Origin of the sequence: Pseudomonas sp. P8_229 (assembly GCF_034008635.1) — a bacterium.
Lineage (GTDB): Bacteria > Pseudomonadota > Gammaproteobacteria > Pseudomonadales > Pseudomonadaceae > Aquipseudomonas.
The window spans coordinates 2,110,817-2,127,748 of the sequence record NZ_CP125378.1 but is presented as its reverse complement, the minus strand read 5'-3'; the positions used below and the strand labels follow the sequence as shown (position 1 = coordinate 2,127,748).

General features: G+C 60.6%; 16 protein-coding genes. 4 read left to right on the top strand and 12 right to left on the bottom strand.

The genetic code is table 11. The features are described from left to right. Positions 1–25: 25 nt before the first annotated feature. Positions 26–946, top strand: coding sequence for a hypothetical protein (locus QMK55_RS09600; protein WP_320329099.1), 921 nt, complete (start codon positions 26–28; stop codon positions 944–946). Between the two features lie 37 nt (positions 947–983). Here QMK55_RS09600 and holA read toward each other — a convergent pair whose 3' ends face one another. From holA to leuS, 3 genes are all read right to left on the bottom strand, one after another. After that, positions 984–2,021 carry a DNA polymerase III subunit delta gene (gene holA / locus QMK55_RS09595; protein WP_320329098.1) on the bottom strand — a complete coding sequence of 346 codons (1,038 nt, stop codon included), beginning with the start codon at positions 2,019–2,021 and terminating at the stop codon, positions 984–986. 39 nt (positions 2,022–2,060) lie between these two features. Continuing rightward, complete coding sequence (gene lptE, locus QMK55_RS09590) at positions 2,061–2,666, bottom strand: LPS assembly lipoprotein LptE (protein ID WP_102354535.1); 606 nt, start codon at positions 2,664–2,666, stop codon at positions 2,061–2,063. 88 nt (positions 2,667–2,754) lie between these two features. Next, on the bottom strand, positions 2,755–5,361 hold the full coding sequence (gene leuS / locus QMK55_RS09585; protein WP_320329097.1) for a leucine--tRNA ligase: 2,607 nt from the start codon (positions 5,359–5,361) through the stop codon (positions 2,755–2,757). Between the two features lie 255 nt (positions 5,362–5,616). On the opposite strand from leuS, the gene QMK55_RS09580 reads away from it, so the two are divergent. Next, on the top strand, positions 5,617–5,940 hold the full coding sequence (locus tag QMK55_RS09580) for a hypothetical protein (RefSeq protein WP_102354533.1): 324 nt from the start codon (positions 5,617–5,619) through the stop codon (positions 5,938–5,940). A 105-nt stretch (positions 5,941–6,045) separates the two neighbouring features. Next, positions 6,046–6,813 carry a YdcF family protein gene (locus tag QMK55_RS09575; protein WP_102354532.1) on the top strand — a complete coding sequence of 256 codons (768 nt, stop codon included), beginning with the start codon at positions 6,046–6,048 and terminating at the stop codon, positions 6,811–6,813. A gap of 43 nt (positions 6,814–6,856) precedes the next feature. On the opposite strand, the gene lnt is transcribed toward QMK55_RS09575, so the two are convergent. The 5 genes from lnt to miaB form a co-directional block, all read right to left on the bottom strand. After that, the gene (gene lnt, locus QMK55_RS09570) at positions 6,857–8,380 is read right to left on the bottom strand and encodes an apolipoprotein N-acyltransferase (protein WP_102354531.1); all 1,524 of its coding nucleotides are present in this window, start codon (positions 8,378–8,380) and stop codon (positions 6,857–6,859) included. A gap of 15 nt (positions 8,381–8,395) precedes the next feature. Next, on the bottom strand, positions 8,396–9,235 hold the full coding sequence (locus QMK55_RS09565) for an HlyC/CorC family transporter (RefSeq protein WP_102354530.1): 840 nt from the start codon (positions 9,233–9,235) through the stop codon (positions 8,396–8,398). 5 nt (positions 9,236–9,240) lie between these two features. Beyond that, on the bottom strand, positions 9,241–9,735 hold the full coding sequence (ybeY, locus tag QMK55_RS09560; protein ID WP_102354529.1) for an rRNA maturation RNase YbeY: 495 nt from the start codon (positions 9,733–9,735) through the stop codon (positions 9,241–9,243). Continuing rightward, positions 9,728–10,726 (bottom strand): PhoH family protein, encoded by a 999-nt coding sequence (locus QMK55_RS09555; RefSeq protein ID WP_102354528.1) that lies wholly within the window; start codon positions 10,724–10,726, stop codon positions 9,728–9,730. Before QMK55_RS09555 ends, ybeY begins: the two co-directional genes overlap by 8 nt. 281 nt (positions 10,727–11,007) lie before the next feature. Then, the gene (miaB, locus tag QMK55_RS09550; RefSeq protein ID WP_102354527.1) at positions 11,008–12,336 is read right to left on the bottom strand and encodes a tRNA (N6-isopentenyl adenosine(37)-C2)-methylthiotransferase MiaB; all 1,329 of its coding nucleotides are present in this window, start codon (positions 12,334–12,336) and stop codon (positions 11,008–11,010) included. 133 nt (positions 12,337–12,469) lie between these two features. Between miaB and QMK55_RS09545 the strand changes: the two genes are divergently transcribed. Beyond that, a complete protein-coding gene (locus tag QMK55_RS09545; protein WP_003185742.1) occupies positions 12,470–12,799 on the top strand; it encodes a DUF1820 family protein in 330 nt (109 codons plus the stop codon). Between the two features lie 121 nt (positions 12,800–12,920). On the opposite strand, the gene QMK55_RS09540 is transcribed toward QMK55_RS09545, so the two are convergent. The 4 genes from QMK55_RS09540 to QMK55_RS09525 form a co-directional block, all read right to left on the bottom strand. After that, positions 12,921–13,475, bottom strand: a complete 555-nt coding sequence (locus QMK55_RS09540; RefSeq protein ID WP_003228518.1) for a tetratricopeptide repeat protein — start codon at positions 13,473–13,475, stop codon at positions 12,921–12,923. A 225-nt stretch (positions 13,476–13,700) separates the two neighbouring features. Beyond that, complete coding sequence (gene hemL, locus QMK55_RS09535) at positions 13,701–14,984, bottom strand: glutamate-1-semialdehyde 2,1-aminomutase (RefSeq protein ID WP_320329096.1); 1,284 nt, start codon at positions 14,982–14,984, stop codon at positions 13,701–13,703. Between the two features lie 33 nt (positions 14,985–15,017). Beyond that, positions 15,018–15,641, bottom strand: coding sequence for a thiamine phosphate synthase (thiE, locus tag QMK55_RS09530; RefSeq protein WP_102354525.1), 624 nt, complete (start codon positions 15,639–15,641; stop codon positions 15,018–15,020). 18 nt (positions 15,642–15,659) lie between these two features. Continuing rightward, entirely contained in the window at positions 15,660–16,457 is a 798-nt protein-coding gene (locus QMK55_RS09525; RefSeq protein ID WP_102354615.1) for a hydroxymethylpyrimidine/phosphomethylpyrimidine kinase, read from the bottom strand. Between the last annotated feature and the right edge of the window lie 475 nt (positions 16,458–16,932).

The window sequence follows — 16,932 nt, the reverse complement described above, 5'->3', positions numbered from 1 at the left end:
TTACGAAGCAATACTGGAGAACATCATGAAAAAAATGATTCTGGCCTTAGCACTTTCTTTGTTGTTTGCCTGTACTTCTCGGCACGAAGAGGTAGCAACTCCGCTCCCGGCAAATGATGAGCCACTCAGTACGTTGTCGGTGGCTGCCAATAATGGTGCAGCCGTGGCTGCAGCGCTGAATACCCGTTATGCACAAACATCGCGTAACTGCTTTAACAGTGAGACGGCACCTTCATTTTTATGTTCGGGCATCATAATCCGGGGAACCACCTACGGTGATGGGTTTAACGTCTGGGATCCCAGTCCGAGCAGTGTCAGCAAAGGGTTTGTCGCGTTTTCGTACATGCGCACGGATGCAAGGTTCCCCGCACTTTATAGTCACTCGAATAATGGCTACATCGTCCGTCCTGTCTCTGATGCGCTCCCAGGCCAGATAAAGCTTCAATACACGTGCTTCTTTCCAATCGACGGTGCCACGGAGTGGCGAGCAGACAAAGGATGCGGGCAACACAGTCTTCATGGACCCATCAGCCGGTCTTGTTCTCAGCAGGGCATTACGACGGCCAATCAGTTTGTCGCTCATTACATTGCAAACACGCCTGTGAGAGAGCAGAAACAGTGCAGCTTCGATGTCCGTGACTCATCGCCCTACCAGACTGCTGCGTTGTTTCGAGAAGCGCTAGCGGCTATGCCCCGTATACCAAAGAATGGAGTGAACGATGAGAACGAACTGGTCGCGACTGTATGGGCCAGGCAGCCGGCCGTGAATATGCCTATCGAAGCGTTCTTTTATACAAATGCCAATGGCTTGGCACAGGCGAAGAAAAACCAGAGTTCATACTTTGATAAGGCTGCGGGGAAAATCGTACCGATCGTCAAACTTACGATAGGTGCAGGGCAGGCTGCTTCCTTCAGCTTTGCCCTTGCTGATCAGGTGAAGCAGTGAACTGCTGCGGCAAAAATGCGCCTCTCAGCGCCTGACATCACTCAGCGGGTAATGTCAGGCGCTGACCGGCCATCAACAACGCCAACCGACTCAGGCTCATCCACGGGGAACCGGCAGCCTGTCCCTTGATCTGCGCATCGATGCGCTGGGCTTCGAGCAACAACTGCGCCCAGCGTGGCGCCGAGTAGCGTTGCAGGGCTTTGCTCATCAGCGGTTTGCGCTTGTCCCAGACCGGTGGCTTCGCCTGGCTGAAGCACTTGTCCAGCGGCGTGCCCTGGCTGTACTGCAACGAGATATTGGCTAACAGGCGCAACTCCCGCGCCAGCGCCCAGAGAATCACCGGTGGCTCGACGCCTTCACCGCGTAGCCCTTCGAGCATGCGCAGTGCATGGGCCGGTTCGCCGTTGAGTACGGCATCGGTCAGTCCGAACACGTCGAATCGGGCACTGTCGGCCACGGCGGCCTGCACGGTTTCGACGGTGATCTGTCCACCTTCAGCCATCAGCTTGAGCTTTTCGATTTCCTGCGCGGCGGCGAGCAGGTTGCCTTCGACGCGTGCGGCAATCAATTCGACCGCGTCCTGACTGGCCGATAATCCGGCCTGTGACAGACGCTGACGAATCCAGCTCGGCAACTGATTGGCGTCCACCGGCCAGATCTGGATGAACTGGGTCTGCTGACCTTCGACCAGCGCCTTGCCCCATTTGGTCTTCTGCGCACTGCCATCGAGCTTGGGCAGGCTGATCAGCAGCACGGTGTCCTCGGCGGGGCGCGAGCAGTATTCGATCAGCGCGGCAGCGCCTTTGTCACCGGGTTTGCCTGAAGGCAAGCGCAGTTCCAGCAGGCGTTTTTCGGCGAACAACGACATGCTGGCGCCGGCCTGTAGCAACGTGCCCCAATCGAAATTGGCGTCGGCGGCGAACACCTGGCGTTCGTCGAAGCCTTGCTGGCGTACAGCACCGCGGATGGCGTCGGCGGCTTCCTGGCATAACAGCGGGTCATCGCCGCTGATGATATAGACAGGCGCTAGCGCACCTTGCAGGTGTTTGCCGAGTTGAGCGGGAGCGAGCTTCATAAGAAAGGGCGAACGGGGCGCCTGAGCGCCCCGTACGTCTTACTGCTGCGGCAGTTCGAGTGGCGACTGACGCGGGGTTTCCGCTTCAGCCTTCTGTGCCGCCTTCAGCGCGTCGGCTTCTGCTCTGGCCCGGTCGTTGGCCGCTTGCTGCAATTGCTGCAGTTGACCCGGAGTCAGCTGTTGCAGGCGCAGAATCATGCGTTGAACCAGCTCGCGACGGGTTTCATTGCGGGCGTCGTTAGCTTCCTGGTCGGAGCCGACAAGGTTGTTGCCGTCGTGGATGAACACCTTCTGCACTTCAAGCTTGTCGCTCAGCAGGTTCAGATTGTGTTCGCCAACGATGTCGTAGTTCAGCACGGTGCTGACCTGGTACTCGCCAGTACGGCCAGCGCCGGCGTAGCTGAGGATGCGCTGGTTTTCCTGCTCGTCAGACAGGTACAGCTTGAACGGCGCACCGTTGTAGACCTTGACGCCGCTGGACTCCAGTACCTGACGCAGCTGAGTGACGGTCGGACCGTAGGCGTTGCGGGCGCTCAGGTCGAGTTCCTTGATCGCCAGTTCGGTGGTGCCAGTGCCACGCAGCTGGAAACCGCAGGCGCTCAGCAGAACGGCGAGGCCCATCACCAGCAGATTGCGTTTGATCATTGTGTTGCTCCCCTTGAAACCATGTGGGCCGACCCTGCGGCCCGAAAGGTTTTACAGAGCGCCAGGCAGACCTGGCGCTCAATCCAATTTAGCTGGCGACGATGTTGACCAGTTTGCCTGGCACGACGATCACTTTGCGAATGGTCAGGCCGTCGACGAAACGCAGCACGTTTTCGTTGATGCGGGCTGCCGCTTCCACTTCTTCGCGGGTCGCGCTGGCCGGCATTTCGATCTGGCCACGCAGCTTGCCGTTGACCTGGATAACCAGCGTCAGGCTGTCCTGCACCAGAGCACTTTCGTCCACTGCCGGCCAGCTGGCGTCGATGACCGCGTCAGCGTGGCCCAACTGGTTCCACAGCTCGTGGCTGATGTGTGGTGTGATTGGCGCCAGTAGCAAGGTCACGGCTTCGAGGCCTTCGTGAATCAGCGCACGATCCTGTTCGGTGCCTTGCGCAGCTTTCTCCAGCACGTTCATCAGTGTCATCACCTGAGCGATGGCAGTGTTGAATTTGTGGTTCTGGCCGACGTCGTGGCTGGCCTGCTTGATGGCCAGGTGGATGGCGCGGCGAACGGCCTTCTGCTCGTCGTTCAGGCCGGCGACGTCCAGTTTGCCCGGCAGGCCCTGGGTGACGTGGGCCTGAGCCAGACGCCAGACGCGCTTGAGGAAGCGGTGCGAGCCTTCAACGCCTGAGTCGGACCATTCGGCGCTCATGTCAGGCGGCGAGGCGAACATCATGAACAGGCGGCAGGTGTCGGCCCCGAACTGGTCGATCATCGACTGTGGGTCGACGCCGTTGTTCTTCGACTTGGCCATTTTTTCGGTGCCACCGATTTCCACCGGCAAGCCGTCGGATTTCAGTTTGGCGCTGATGACCTTGGCCTTGCTGTCACGCTCCAGTTCCACGTCCGCCGGGTTGAACCAGGTGTAGGCACCGTTGGCTTCGCGACGATAGTAGGTCTCGGCGATCACCATGCCCTGGGTCAGCAGGTTCTTGAACGGCTCGTTGGAGCTTACCAGGCCTTCGTCGCGCATCAGCTTGTGGAAGAAGCGCGCATACAGCAGGTGGAGGATGGCGTGTTCGATACCGCCGATGTACTGATCCACCGGCAGCCAGTGGTCAGCCGCGGATTTTTCCACCAGACCGCCTTCGAAGTGTGGCGAGGCGTAACGGGCGTAGTACCACGAGGACTCGACGAAGGTGTCCATGGTGTCGGTTTCACGTTTGGCAGGCTGGCCGCATTTCGGGCAGCTGCACTCGTAGAATTCCGGCATGCGCGCCAGCGGCGAACCGGCGCCGTCCGGCACCACGTCTTCCGGCAGCACCACCGGCAACTGGTCTTCCGGCACCGGCACGTCACCGCAAGTGTTGCAGTGGATGATCGGGATCGGGCAGCCCCAGTAGCGTTGACGGCTGATGCCCCAGTCGCGCAGGCGGAACTGGGTGCGCGAGGCACCGAGGTTTTTCTTGATCAGGGCGACTTCCATGGCGTCGAACGCGCCGGTGAAGTCCAGGCCGTCGAACTCGCCGGAGTTGATCAGCGCGCCGTGCTCGCCGTAGGCGTCCTGCCACGGGGCCGGGTTGGTGTCACCGGAGCTGGTGCGCACCACCGATTTGACCGGCAGGTTGTACTTGTGAGCGAACTCGAAGTCGCGCTCGTCGTGGGCCGGCACGGCCATCACGGCGCCGTCGCCGTAATGCATCAGCACGTAGTTGGCGACCCACACCGGCAGTTTTTCACCGGTCAGCGGGTGCTCGACGAACAGGCCGGTCGGCAGGCCTTTCTTCTCTTGAGTGGCGACGTCGGCTTCGGCAACGCTGCCGCCCTTGCATTCAGCGATGAACGCTTGCAGCTCAGGGTTGTTCTTGGCGGCCAGCGAGGCCAAGTGGTGCTCGGCGGCCACGGCGACGTAGGTCGCGCCCATCAGGGTGTCCGGACGGGTGGTGAAGACCTTGAGCGTGCCTTCTTCGCCGATCGAGTCGACGTTGTACGGGAACTGCACTTCCATGCCGCGGGATTTGCCGATCCAGTTGCGCTGCATGGTCTTGACCTGTTCAGGCCAGCCAGTCAGTTCGTCGAGGCTCTCCAGCAGCTCATCCGCGTAAGCGGTGATCTTGAAGTAGTACATCGGGATTTCGCGCTTTTCGATCAGCGCGCCGGAACGCCAGCCGCGACCGTCGATCACCTGTTCATTGGCCAGAACGGTCTGGTCGATCGGGTCCCAGTTCACGGTGCCGTTTTTACGGTAGATCACGCCTTTTTCGAACAGGCGAGTGAACAGCCATTGTTCCCAGCGATAGTAATCAGGCTTGCAGGTGGTCACTTCACGGGACCAGTCCACCGCCAGGCCCAGGCTGCGCAGCTGGGACTTCATGTAGGCGATGTTTTCGTAGGTCCACTTGGCAGGTGCCACGTTGTTCTTCATCGCGGCGTTTTCCGCCGGCATGCCGAACGCGTCCCAACCCATTGGTTGCAGAACATTTTTGCCTTGCATGCGCTGGTAGCGGGAGATCACGTCGCCGATGGTGTAGTTGCGCACGTGCCCCATGTGTAGCTTGCCGCTGGGGTAAGGGAACATCGACAGGCAATAGTAGGTCTCCTTGCCTGGCTGTTCACTGACTTCAAAGGACTTTTGCTCGTCCCAGAACGACTGGGCGGCGGCTTCGATTTCACGGGGCTGATATTGTTCGTGCATGGCTACTTTTGTACTGGATAGGGGTGGCCTAATCCTCTTCAACGCGCCATCCGGGGATGCTCCGGACAAGCTGGAAGTGGAATTACAGGAAGCGCCGTAGCATACATGACCGCGCTTGGCCTAGGGAAACCCTGATTACAGCTGTTTGGAGGGTTAAAAACGTGGCGAGGGCCGTTGGTCGCGGCGTGCAGCCGGTTTGTGCAGCGAAGCTAAGCTCTAATTGGGGAGTGAGTCTTATCTTCAATGAGGTGAGGGATGGTGGAGCAACGGCAAAAAAACGTGACGAAACCCGAGTTGTACGAACGGTTGATGGATCGTCTGGGCATGGCTCTGGACGCTGCCAAAACCGCTGGCCGGCTGCGCGATGAGCGCCCCCTGGAACTGGAATTGCGTGGCTTGAGCCCCGCCGAGTTCAAACTGGTCAAGGCCTATCTGGATCGCAGTGAACGTGAATCGCATGGATACCTGTCGCAGGCAGTGAAGCAACTCGATGCAGCACATTCGGCCAAGGTCATCTGGCTCAAGGACAAGGCGCCCGGCAGAGACCCCGTCAAGGTTCGTTCTGTACAGGCCAAGTAAGCGCATGGCAGGTCAGAAAACGGATCTTTTTCACAGGGATCCTACCTATCGGTTGTAACGCTTTATTAACACTCTTAGGCTTCGGGCATCTCTGGAGATGCCCCGATGCCTTTTCGTTACTTCATCAAACAACTTCTATTGCCGCCCGGCATTCTTTTGCTGCTGTTGCTGGTCGCCTGGTGGCTGCGCCGCTCCCGGCCGCGGCTGGCCGGCCTGTGTTTTGCCATTGGCCTGGGTGGTTTCTGGCTGATGAGCCTGCCGGTGGTCGTGCAGTGGGGCGCCAAAGCGCTTGAACGTGAGCCGCCGCTGCCCCGCGATGCGTGGACGGCGCTGGCACAAAGGGCCGATGCCATCGTGGTCCTGGGTTCAGGGCGTGAGCGCGGCGATCTGGCCTGGGGCGAGGATCAGCCGACCGGTGTGGGCCTGGAGCGTCAGCGCTATGCCGCGCGGCTGGCCAAGGCCTCCGGATTGCCGATCCTGACCAGCGGTGGCTTGCATTACGGCACGCCGCCGACCGAGGCGAAGCTGATGGCCGATTCGCTGCGCGATGATTTCGGCGTGACAACGCGCTGGCAGGAAGGTGAAAGCCGCACCACCTGGGAGAACGCCAGACTCAGCGCCGATATCCTGTTGCCCCAAGGCATCAAGCGCGTCGTGGTGGTGACGCAGGCCTGGCATATGCCGCGCGCCGTGTGGTGTTTTCAGCAGGCTGGGTTTGAAGTGGTGCCGGCCCCCGTAGGGTTTCTGGGGACCGATAATGCGCGACCGTTTGGTGGCTGGCTGCCGGAGTTCAAGTCGATCTGGCAGAGTGGGCAGTTGCTGAATGAGGCGGTAGGGCAGGTGGGGTATTCGTTGTTCTACCGCGGTGATTGATCGTTCCCACGCGGAGCGTGGGAACGATCATTGTCGGGGGGCTTTAAAGGGTTTTCGACATCCGGCTCGCCATCAGCGCCCAGCCAAACAGCAGCACACACACAATGATCAGCGGCCATGAGCGCCATTGCAGGTACGGCGTCAGGTTGTGCATCGGCACCACCTCACCGTACAAAATACCCTGCTCGAACTGCGGAATCTGCTCGGTGATCTGCCCGAACGGGTTGATCAGCCCGGTCACGCCGTTGTTGGTGGCGCGGATCATCCAGCGGCCCGCTTCAAGTGCACGCATCTGCGCCATCTGCAGGTGTTGCAGCGGGCCGATCGAGGTGCCGAACCAGGTGTCGTTGCTGATCGTCAGCAGCAGATCACTGCGCGCCGACAGGCCCGCGGCGAATTCCGGGTACACCACTTCGTAGCAGATGAACGGCGCAATCTGATAACCCTTGGCTTGCAGCAACGGCTGGTCGGCCGGACCGCGAGCGAAGTCGGACATCGGCAAGTCAAAGAACGCAATCAAGCCACGCAGCAGCTCCTGCAAAGGCACGTATTCGCCGAACGGCACCAGTTTCTGCTTGAGGTAGGTGCCATCGCCTTCGCCGACCACGGTAATGCCGTTGAAGAAGCGTTTTTCGTGGCGGACCATTTCGCGGATCGGCACGCCGGTAATCAGCGCGGATTTACGCTCGGCGGCGAACGTGCCCATCATGCTCAGATAGCCTTCGGCAGACTCTTTGAGGACCGGCACAGCGGTTTCCGGCCAGATCAGCAGGTCCACCCGCTTCGAGCGAAAGCTCAGGTCGCGGTACAGCGCCAGTTGTGCGTTGAGCTCGGCCGGGTCCCATTTCATGCTTTGTGCGACGTTGCCCTGAATCGCGGCAACCGTCAGCGGCGCGCCGGACGGACTGGTCCAGGCGTGACCCTTGAGGGCAATGCCGGCAACCCACGGCCCGACCAGCAACAGCAAACCAGCCGCGATAAAACCTTTTCGACCGCTGCTGAGCAGGCGCGGTGCGTTGTAGATCAGTGCCGCAGTCAGGGCCAATACGAAGGACACCAGCCACATGCCACCGACCGGCGCGAGCCCGGACAATGGGCCGTCGAGCTGGCTGTATCCGGAATAGAGCCACGGGAAACCGGTGAGGAACCAGCCGCGAAATGCCTCCTGGCCGACCCACAGCGCGGCAAACGCCAGCGCGTCGGCCAGCGGTGCTTCGTTGCGGCGTAACCAGCGTGCCCAGAGCCACGCGGGCAGCGCGAAGAAAAAAGCGATCGCTGCGGTGAACAGCAGCATCAGGAACCCGGCCAGCAGCACGGAGGCACCACCGAAATGGTGGATGCTGTAGTAGATCCAGCTGGTACCGGCGCCGAACAGGCCGAAACCGAAGCACCAGCCACGGCCCAGCGCCTGACGCGGTTTCAGCTCACGCAGGCCGGCGTAGAACAGGCCGACCGCCAGCAGGGCCAGCGGCCAGATGTTGAACGGGGCCAGGGCGAAGGTGGTGATTGCACCGGCCGCCACGGCCAGCAGGTTACCGGGCCAGCCGGGGCGGGTTGTCCAGCGCATTTCTATCCTTAATGATTACCGAGCGATTGGCGTCAGTCGCAGCAAATGAATCCGACGGCTGTCGGCGTTCAGGATGCGGAAACGATAGGCGCCGATTTCAGTGGTTTCGTTGCGTTTTGGCAAGTGCCCGAACGCGCTCATCACCAGGCCGCCGACCGTGTCGAACTCGTCGTCGGAGAATTCGCTGTCGAAAAACTCGTTGAAGTTCTCGATCGGCGTCAGGGCCTTGATCAGGAAGTCACCGCTGGGCAGCGGCTTGATGTAGCTGTCTTCTTCGACGTCGTGCTCGTCTTCGATGTCGCCGACGATCTGTTCCAGCACGTCTTCGATCGTCACCAGACCCGCCACGCCGCCGTACTCGTCGATGACGATGGCCATGTGGTTGTGGTTGGCGCGGAACTCACGCAGCAACACGTTCAGACGCTTGGACTCCGGCACGAATGTGGCCGGGCGCAGCAGATCCTTGATGTTGAAACTGTCGCCGTTCTCCTTGAGGATCAGCGGCAGCAGATCCTTGGCCAGCAGCACGCCCATCACGTCGTCATGGCTTTCGCCGATGACCGGATAGCGCGAGTGGGCCGAGTCCAGCACGGCGGGCAGGAATTCACGAGGGGTCTGGGTCGCCTTGATGCTGATCATCTGCGAGCGCGGGACCATGATGTCGCGTACTTGCAGGTCAGCCACCTGGATGGCGCCTTCGACGATGGCCAGCGCTTCGCTGTCCAGCAGTTTGTTCTGATGTGCATCACGCAGCAGCTCAAGCAGCTCCTGACGGTTCTTCGGCTCGTGGGCAAAAGCCTGGGTCAGTTTGCCCAGCCATGACTTCTGCCCGTTGCTCGATCGATCTTCGCTCATAGCGATTACTCTGAATCCTTTGTTGTAACGATAGGGGATGTTTCGGTTTCGTCGTCCGCGTACGGATCGGGATAGCCCAATTCGGCAAGCAACTCGCGTTCCAGTGCTTCCATTTCTTCGGCTTCGTCGTCATCTATATGGTCGTAACCAAGCAGATGCAAGCAGCCGTGAATGACCAGATGTGCCCAGTGCGCTTTAAGTTCCTTGCCTTGTTCGGCGGCTTCGCGCGCGACCACGGCCACGCAGATCACCAGATCGCCGAGCAGTGGGATGTCGAGAAACTCGTCGGGTACTTCGGCAGGAAACGACAGGACGTTGGTCGCGTAGTCCTTGTGGCGCCAGGTGTGGTTGAGCTCGCGGCCTTCTGCCTCGTCGACCAGGCGAATGGTCATTTCCGAGTCAGCAGTGCGCTGGCGCAGGGCCAGTTCGCACCATTGGCGGAACTCGGCTTCGCTCGGGGCTTTCGCTTCGGTAGCGATTTGCAGATCCAGCTCAAGCATCGCGCGAGGTTTCCTTGGGGGCATCGGCGCGGCTTTCGAAGCGCTCGTAGGCTTCGACGATCCGCTGCACCAATGGGTGGCGCACGACGTCTTTGGGCTGGAAGTGCGTGAAGCTGATGCCCGGCACGTCCTTGAGCACTTCGATCACATGATGCAGGCCGGACTTGGTGCCGCGCGGCAGGTCGACCTGGGTGATGTCACCGGTGATGACCGCGGTGGAGCCGAAGCCGATGCGGGTCAGGAACATCTTCATTTGCTCGACGGTGGTGTTCTGGCTTTCGTCGAGAATGATGAAGCTGTTGTTCAGCGTACGACCGCGCATGTAGGCCAGCGGCGCAACTTCGATCACCTGACGTTCGATCAGCTTGGCCACGTATTCGAAGCCGAGCATTTCGTAGAGGGCGTCGTACAGCGGGCGCAGGTACGGGTCGATCTTCTGGCTCAAGTCGCCGGGCAGGAAGCCGAGTTTTTCACCCGCTTCAACCGCCGGACGCACCAGCAGGATGCGGCGGATCTGCTCGCGCTCCAGTGCATCGACCGCGCAGGCCACGGCCAGGTAGGTCTTGCCGGTACCGGCCGGACCGATGCCGAAGTTGATGTCGTTACCGAGGATTTCCTTCACGTAGCGCAGCTGATTCAAGCCGCGTGGGCGAATCATGCCTTTCTTGGTGCGCAGGGCGACGGAAGCTTCGGCGGGGGCGTGATTGTCCAGCTCGACCACGGCCGATTCCTGGAGGAACAGGTGCACCAGGTCCGGCGACAGCTCGGTACCTTTGGTTTCCCGGTACAGGCGGCGCAGCAGGTTTTCCGCAGACGTGGTGTGCTTGGGTTCGCCGATCAGTTCGAACTGGTTTCCGCGGTTGCGGATCTCGATGGTCAGGCGCTGTTCGATCAAGCGCAAATGCTCGTCGAATTGCCCGCACAGATTGGCGAAGCGGCGAGCCTCAAAAGGCTCGAGGATAAAACGATGTGGTTCTATGGGTGCGTTCAAGGTCGTATTTAGCCGCCCTGGGGCAATTAAGATGAAATCAAGGATAACGCCAGAGGCTTGGGTGCGAAAGCTCTTAAATATGGATGCGAGTTTGGAACGCCTTTCTGTGGCGGGTGGAGTTATCTGTGGCGAGGGGATTCATCCCCGATGGGCCGCGGAGCGGCCCCAAAACCAGAGCTCTCGGTATGGCAGATTCACCGTAACTTCAGCTTTGGGTCGGCTGCGCCAACCATCGGGGATAAATCCCCTCGCCACAAAAGCCTATCCACAATGCAATGGTGTTACTGGACCAGCGAGCCGCGCAGCGAGTGCGGTTGTGCCGCGTCGATGTGCACGTCGGCGAACTGGCCGATCAGGGTCGGATTATCGCAGCGGAAGTTGACGATACGATTATTCTCGGTACGTCCTTGCAGCTCGCCCGGGTCTTTTTTCGAGTAGTCGGTGACCAGAATGCGCTGGATCGAACCGACCATTTGTCGGCTGATCTCGAACCCTTGCTGATTCAGACGGTGCTGCAAGGCGTTCAGGCGTTCTTTCTTCAACTCTTCCGGAGTGTCATCGGCCAGATCGGCTGCCGGGGTGCCCGGGCGCTGGCTGTAGACGAACGAGTAGGAAAAGTCGAAACCGACATCGGCAATCAGCTTCATGGTCTGTTCGAAGTCTTTCTCGGTTTCGCCCGGGAAACCGACGATGAAGTCCGAGCTGATGCAGATGCCCGGCACCGCTGCACGCAGTTTGCGCAGCTTGGACTTGTACTCCAGCGCCGTGTGGTTGCGCTTCATTGCCGCCAGAATCCGGTCGGAACCCGACTGCACCGGCAAGTGCAGGTGTTTCACCAGCTCCGGCACGTCGGCATGGGCCTGAATCAGACTGTCGGAGAACTCCAGCGGGTGCGAGGTGGTGTAGCGGATGCGGTCGATGCCATCAACGGCGGCCACTACGCGGATCAACTCCGCCAGATCGGCCAGGCGACCGTCATGGGTGGTGCCGCGATAGCCGTTGACGTTCTGCCCCAGCAGGGTCACTTCACGCACGCCGTTTTCGGCGAGGTGGATGATTTCGGCGAGCACGTCGTCGAACGGCCGGCTGACTTCTTCGCCACGGGTGTAGGGCACCACGCAGAACGTGCAGTACTTGCTGCAGCCTTCCATCACCGACACGTACGCGCTCGGGCCATCGATGCGCGGCTCGGGCAGGTGGTCGAATTTTTCGATTTCCGGGAACGAGACGTCGACTTGCGGCAGCTTGGTGATACGCGCAGCGTCGATCATTTCCGGCAGGCGGTGCAGGGTCTGCGGGCCGAACACCACGTCGACGTACGGGGCGCGATCGCGAATCGCCGCGCCTTCCTGGCTGGCCACGCAACCGCCGACGGCGATCACCATCTCCGGGTTGGCGAGTTTCAGTTCGCGCCAGCGGCCGAGCTGCGAGTACACCCGATCCTGGGCGCGTTCGCGGATCGAGCAGGTGTTGAGCAGAATCACGTCGGCATCTTCCGCGCGCGCCGTGACTTCCAGGGCCTGATGTTCGCCCAGCAGATCGACCATGCGCGAGCTGTCGTACTCGTTCATCTGGCAACCGTGGGTTTCGATGTAAAGCTTCTTGGCCATGGAGTAGGGTCGTCACGTGATTCAAAGAACCGCGCATTATAGGGAACAAGCCCTCAGGTTCCTACCGCTGTGCGTCCAGTGGCTATGCTATAGTTTGCGCCCTCATTTTTATCCCCGATGTTATCCCCCCGCCATGACCAAACGCGAAGCTCCAATCTATAAGGTGATTTTCCTCAACCAGGGCCAGGTGTTCGAAATGTACGCCAAGCAGATCTATCAAAGTGATCTGTGGGGTTTTCTGGAAGTGGAAGAGTTCGTCTTTGGCGAGCGCACGCAAGTGGTGGTCGATCCGAGCGAAGAGAAGCTCAAGGCGCAGTTCGAAGGCGTGGTGCGCAGCTTTGTGCCGATGCATTCGATCGTGCGCATCGACGAGGTGGAACGTCTGGGCACCCCGAAAATCAGCGAAGCCCGCGGCGCGGTCGGCAATGTGATGCCGTTTCCGATGCCGATGCCTGAGAAGTAAAACCGAACCTGGATTGATCGTTCCCACGCTCCGCGTGGGAATGCCGCCTTCGACGCTCTGCGTCGGTGACGCGGAGCGTCACGGGATGAATTTCCACGCAGAGCGTGGGAACTATCGCTTATCAGGGTAGGGGCGAAAACGGCGTACGCCCATCGGCGCTCTGCAGTTCCATCAGGTATTTACGGAAAATTTGCCCGAGCACCTGGGTGGCGGTTTCGAGATCTTCGCGGGACATTTTTTCGGAGACTTCGTCGGCGGTGTCCAATGCATCTTCAGCGCCGTTGACCGCGGCCATCTTCAGCACGATGTACGCCTGAATGTTGTTGGCCTGCACGCCTTCGCCGTGGAAGAACATGGTGCCGAGCTTGAACTGCGCCTGAGCGTGGCCTTGCAGCGAGGCCTTTTCGAAATAGCTCAGGGCTTGATTGAGGTCGCGTGGCGCATTCTTGCCGTCGTAGTAGAACTCACCCAACTCGTACTGCGCTTGCGCGTCCCCTTCGTCCGCCGCTTTCTGGCAGGCGGCCAGTGCCTGCGTGACGTCTTGCGGCTGAGTGTTGAGGGTGCAACGACCCATCGCCGGGATCAACAACGAGTTGCCGCCTGCTTGTGCATGCGCGAGCAGGGGCTGAAGGAGCAACAGGCAGCCCAAGGCAAGGGTGCGGCCGGTGCGGTTCATGGGAATCGACTTACCTCTGAAGGGCACGCGGACCCATCGAGGGATCCAATAAGCGCGCATTATGAAATAAGCAGGGCCAACCTTACAAAGTCTTTACTCGTTTTTCTGCTGCGCGGGGAATATATCGGCCACTTTCTGGCAGATTTTTAGCAGAGGCGTGGGAAAAACGACGCAAGTGTAGGTGAATGCTGACGCTGGCAATGGCCAACGTCAGCGTCACGGCCATTACTTCAGTGCAGCGAAGGCGCGCTCGGCAGCGTCCAGAGTGATTTTCAGCTCGGCTTCGCCGTGGGCGATCGAGGTGAAACCGGCTTCGAAGGCGCTCGGCGCCAGGTACACGCCGCCTTCCAGCATCAGGTGGAAGAAGCGACCGAACAGGGCTGCGTCGCTGGCCATCACGTCTTCAAAGGTGACGATGTCGTCGGCGCCGCTGAAGTACAGACCGAACATGCCGCCGGCCTGCGTGGTCACGAACGGAATGCCCGCGGCATCGGCACGTTGTTGCAGGCCGTCAAGCAGGCGCGTGGTGTAGTCGGTCAGCTCGGCATGGAAACCCGGGCGGCTGATCAGGCGCAGGGTGGTCAAACCGGCGGCCATCGCCAGCGGGTTACCCGACAGGGTGCCGGCCTGATACACCGGGCCCAGCGGCGCGATGCGCTCCATGATTTCACGCTTGCCGCCGAAGCAGCCGACCGGCATGCCGCCGCCGATGATCTTGCCGAAAGTGGTCAGGTCAGGATTGACGCCGTAGTAGGCCTGGGCACCGCCGAGGGCGACACGGAAACCGGTCATCACTTCGTCGAAAATCAGCACCACGCCATGCTTGTCGCAGAGCGAGCGCAGGCCTTCGAGGAAGCCCGGCGCCGGCGGTACGCAGTTCATGTTGCCTGCCACTGGCTCGACGATGATGCACGCAACGTCCTGGCCGACTTCAGCGAGCATCTGTTCAACCGCGTCGATGTCGTTGAACGGCAGGGTCAGGGTGTGCTTGGCGAACGCGGCCGGTACACCGGCGGAGCTCGGCACGCCTTGGGTCAGTGCGCCGGAGCCGGCCTTGACCAGCAGGCTGTCGGAGTGACCGTGGTAGCAGCCTTCGAACTTGATGATGCTGTCACGACCGGTGTAACCACGGGCCAGACGGATCGCGCTCATGGTCGCTTCGGTGCCGGAGCTGACCATGCGCACCATGTCCATCGACGGCACCAGCGAGCAGACCAGATCGGCCATCTCGGTTTCCATCGCGGTCGGCGCGCCGTACGACAAACCGTGTTGCAGTTGATTGCGTACCGCGTCGAGCACGTCCGGGTGGCTGTGGCCGAGGATCATCGGACCCCACGAACCCACGTAATCCACATAGCGCTTGTCGTCTTCGTCAGTGACGTAGGCGCCTTCGGCGTGCTTGAAGAACAGCGGCGTGCCGCCCACGCTCTTGAACGCGCGAACCGGCGAGTTCACACCACCGGGAATGTGTTTCTGGGCATCGGCAAACAGGGTTTCGGAACGAGACATGATCGGGCTCTCAAATCAGATTTTCTAAGCTACTTAAATAGAAAGCAGTTCGTTGAAGGCGCGCGCGCGGCGGGTCACTTCGGCGCTGCTGTCGGCGCCGAACAGGCCATGCACCACCGCGAGCAGGTCGACGCCATGGGCCACCAGCGGGGCGGCGTTGTCGAGGGTGATGCCGCCAATCGCGCAGATCGGCAGGTGCAGCGTGCGCTTGGCTTCGTCGAGCAGATCGAGGCTGCACGTCGGCGCGCCGGGCTTGGTGCTGGAATTGAAGAAACGGCCGAAGGCGACATAGCTCGCGCCTTCTTTGGCGGCTTGTTCGGCCAGCGCGATTTGCGCGTGGCAGGTCGAACCGATGATGGCTTTCGAACCGAGCAGCGCACGGGTCGGCGACAGCGGGCCGTCGGTCTGGCCCAGATGCACGCCGACGTTCAGGCGCGCGGCCAGTTCGGCGTCATCGTTGATGATCAAATGAGTCTTGTAGCGCTCACACAGGTCACGCAGCGCTTCGGCCTCGCGCAGGCGGCGCGCCTCATCGCTGCTTTTGTCGCGGTATTGCAGCAGGGTGACGCCACCTTCCAGCGCCGCCTCCACGTACGACAGAAACTTGCCCGCGAGCAGTGTGCTGTCGGTGATGGCATACAGACCACGTAGTTTCATCAGGCAGACCTCACGACGTTACGAGCAAAAATCCAGCGGCAGGCGACGCGGCACGAACTGGCCTTTACCCAGTTGTTCGGCATCGCGCAGGGTGCGCCAGGTGTAATCCAGCGCGGTGCGTACGGCGCTGGCGAGGTTTTCACCTTGGGCCAGGCGACCGGCGAGGGCGCTGGCCAGGGTGCAACCGGAACCGTGATAGCTGCCTGGCAAACGCTGGCAGTAGAAGGTTTCACGCAAACCATCACGGCTGTACAGGCGATTGTGGATTTCAGTTTCGTCGCCATGACCGCCGGTGATCAGCAGGTTTTTGACGAACGGCAGGAGTTTTTCAGCGCACTCGTCCGCGGTGCCTTCGGGCAGCTCGGCGAGGATCCGGGCTTCGGGCAGGTTGGGAGTGGCAATGATCGACAGCGGCAGCAGACGCTCGCGCATCGCATAACCGACCTCGTCCTTGCCCAGGCGTCCACCGCCGCCGGCACGCAGCACCGGGTCGCAGACCACTGGCAAGTGCGGGTGCGCCGCAAGCAGTTCGACAACGGTGTCGACCATTTCCAGCGAACCGAGCATGCCCAGTTTGACCGCAGCGACTTCGGAGTCGTTGAGCACGGCATTGGCTTGGGCCAGTACCCACTCACGGTCGAGGACGCGGAAGTCAGTGACGTTGACGGTGTCTTGCACGGTCAGGGCGGTGACGGCCGGAGCCGCATGGCAACCCTGCGCGAGCAGGGCTTCGATATCTGCCTGCAAGCCGGCGCCACCACTGGGGTCGTGGCCGGAGAGACAGAGGACAACGGGGCGGGAGCTGTAGATATTCATGGTGCGCGAGCTTACCACCAAACCTGATTTTGGGGTTCAGTCCTGACAGCGTTCGCCGATAGATTGTCTGACAAGCTGCCACCATGAGTTCACTCACAACTGTGGCGAGGGGATTTAGCGAAACGTCGCACCGCCCCGATGGGTCGCGAAGCGGCCCCAGACCCTGCAACCCGATTTCTGCTGGCGCACCGCGCCGGCTGACTTTGCGACTGGCTTCGCAAGCGATCGGGGATAAATCCCCTCACCACAAAGGTATTCACATATCGGGTGTAGTAGTGAGCTGACCAACTCAACAGCTCTAGCCCGCTGCTTTGCTCTGAAACGCCCGTTCTAGAGCCTTTGTCGTAAAGATTTTGATGGTGCTCAATGGCCATCAACGGCTATGCTAGTCTGGATCCAAACCAATAACAGGTAATACCGGTTTTACGTCTACTCAAAGGGAATGGGGGGCTTCCTGACACAACCGGACGAGCCA

Coding starts and splice junctions, on each gene's coding strand:
- miaB (WP_102354527.1), bottom strand. CDS start 12,336: ATGGCCAAGAAGCTTTACATCGAAACCCACGGTTGCCAGATGAACGAG.
- ybeY (WP_102354529.1), bottom strand. CDS start 9,735: ATGCTTGAGCTGGATCTGCAAATCGCTACCGAAGCGAAAGCCCCGAGC.
- leuS (WP_320329097.1), bottom strand. CDS start 5,361: ATGCACGAACAATATCAGCCCCGTGAAATCGAAGCCGCCGCCCAGTCG.
- lnt (WP_102354531.1), bottom strand. CDS start 8,380: ATGCGCTGGACAACCCGCCCCGGCTGGCCCGGTAACCTGCTGGCCGTG.
- QMK55_RS09580 (WP_102354533.1), top strand. CDS start 5,617: ATGGTGGAGCAACGGCAAAAAAACGTGACGAAACCCGAGTTGTACGAA.
- thiE (WP_102354525.1), bottom strand. CDS start 15,641: ATGAAACTACGTGGTCTGTATGCCATCACCGACAGCACACTGCTCGCG.
- QMK55_RS09575 (WP_102354532.1), top strand. CDS start 6,046: ATGCCTTTTCGTTACTTCATCAAACAACTTCTATTGCCGCCCGGCATT.
- lptE (WP_102354535.1), bottom strand. CDS start 2,666: ATGATCAAACGCAATCTGCTGGTGATGGGCCTCGCCGTTCTGCTGAGC.
- QMK55_RS09525 (WP_102354615.1), bottom strand. CDS start 16,457: ATGAATATCTACAGCTCCCGCCCCGTTGTCCTCTGTCTCTCCGGCCAC.
- QMK55_RS09540 (WP_003228518.1), bottom strand. CDS start 13,475: ATGAACCGCACCGGCCGCACCCTTGCCTTGGGCTGCCTGTTGCTCCTT.
- hemL (WP_320329096.1), bottom strand. CDS start 14,984: ATGTCTCGTTCCGAAACCCTGTTTGCCGATGCCCAGAAACACATTCCC.
- holA (WP_320329098.1), bottom strand. CDS start 2,021: ATGAAGCTCGCTCCCGCTCAACTCGGCAAACACCTGCAAGGTGCGCTA.
- QMK55_RS09600 (WP_320329099.1), top strand. CDS start 26: ATGAAAAAAATGATTCTGGCCTTAGCACTTTCTTTGTTGTTTGCCTGT.
- QMK55_RS09565 (WP_102354530.1), bottom strand. CDS start 9,235: ATGAGCGAAGATCGATCGAGCAACGGGCAGAAGTCATGGCTGGGCAAA.
- QMK55_RS09545 (WP_003185742.1), top strand. CDS start 12,470: ATGACCAAACGCGAAGCTCCAATCTATAAGGTGATTTTCCTCAACCAG.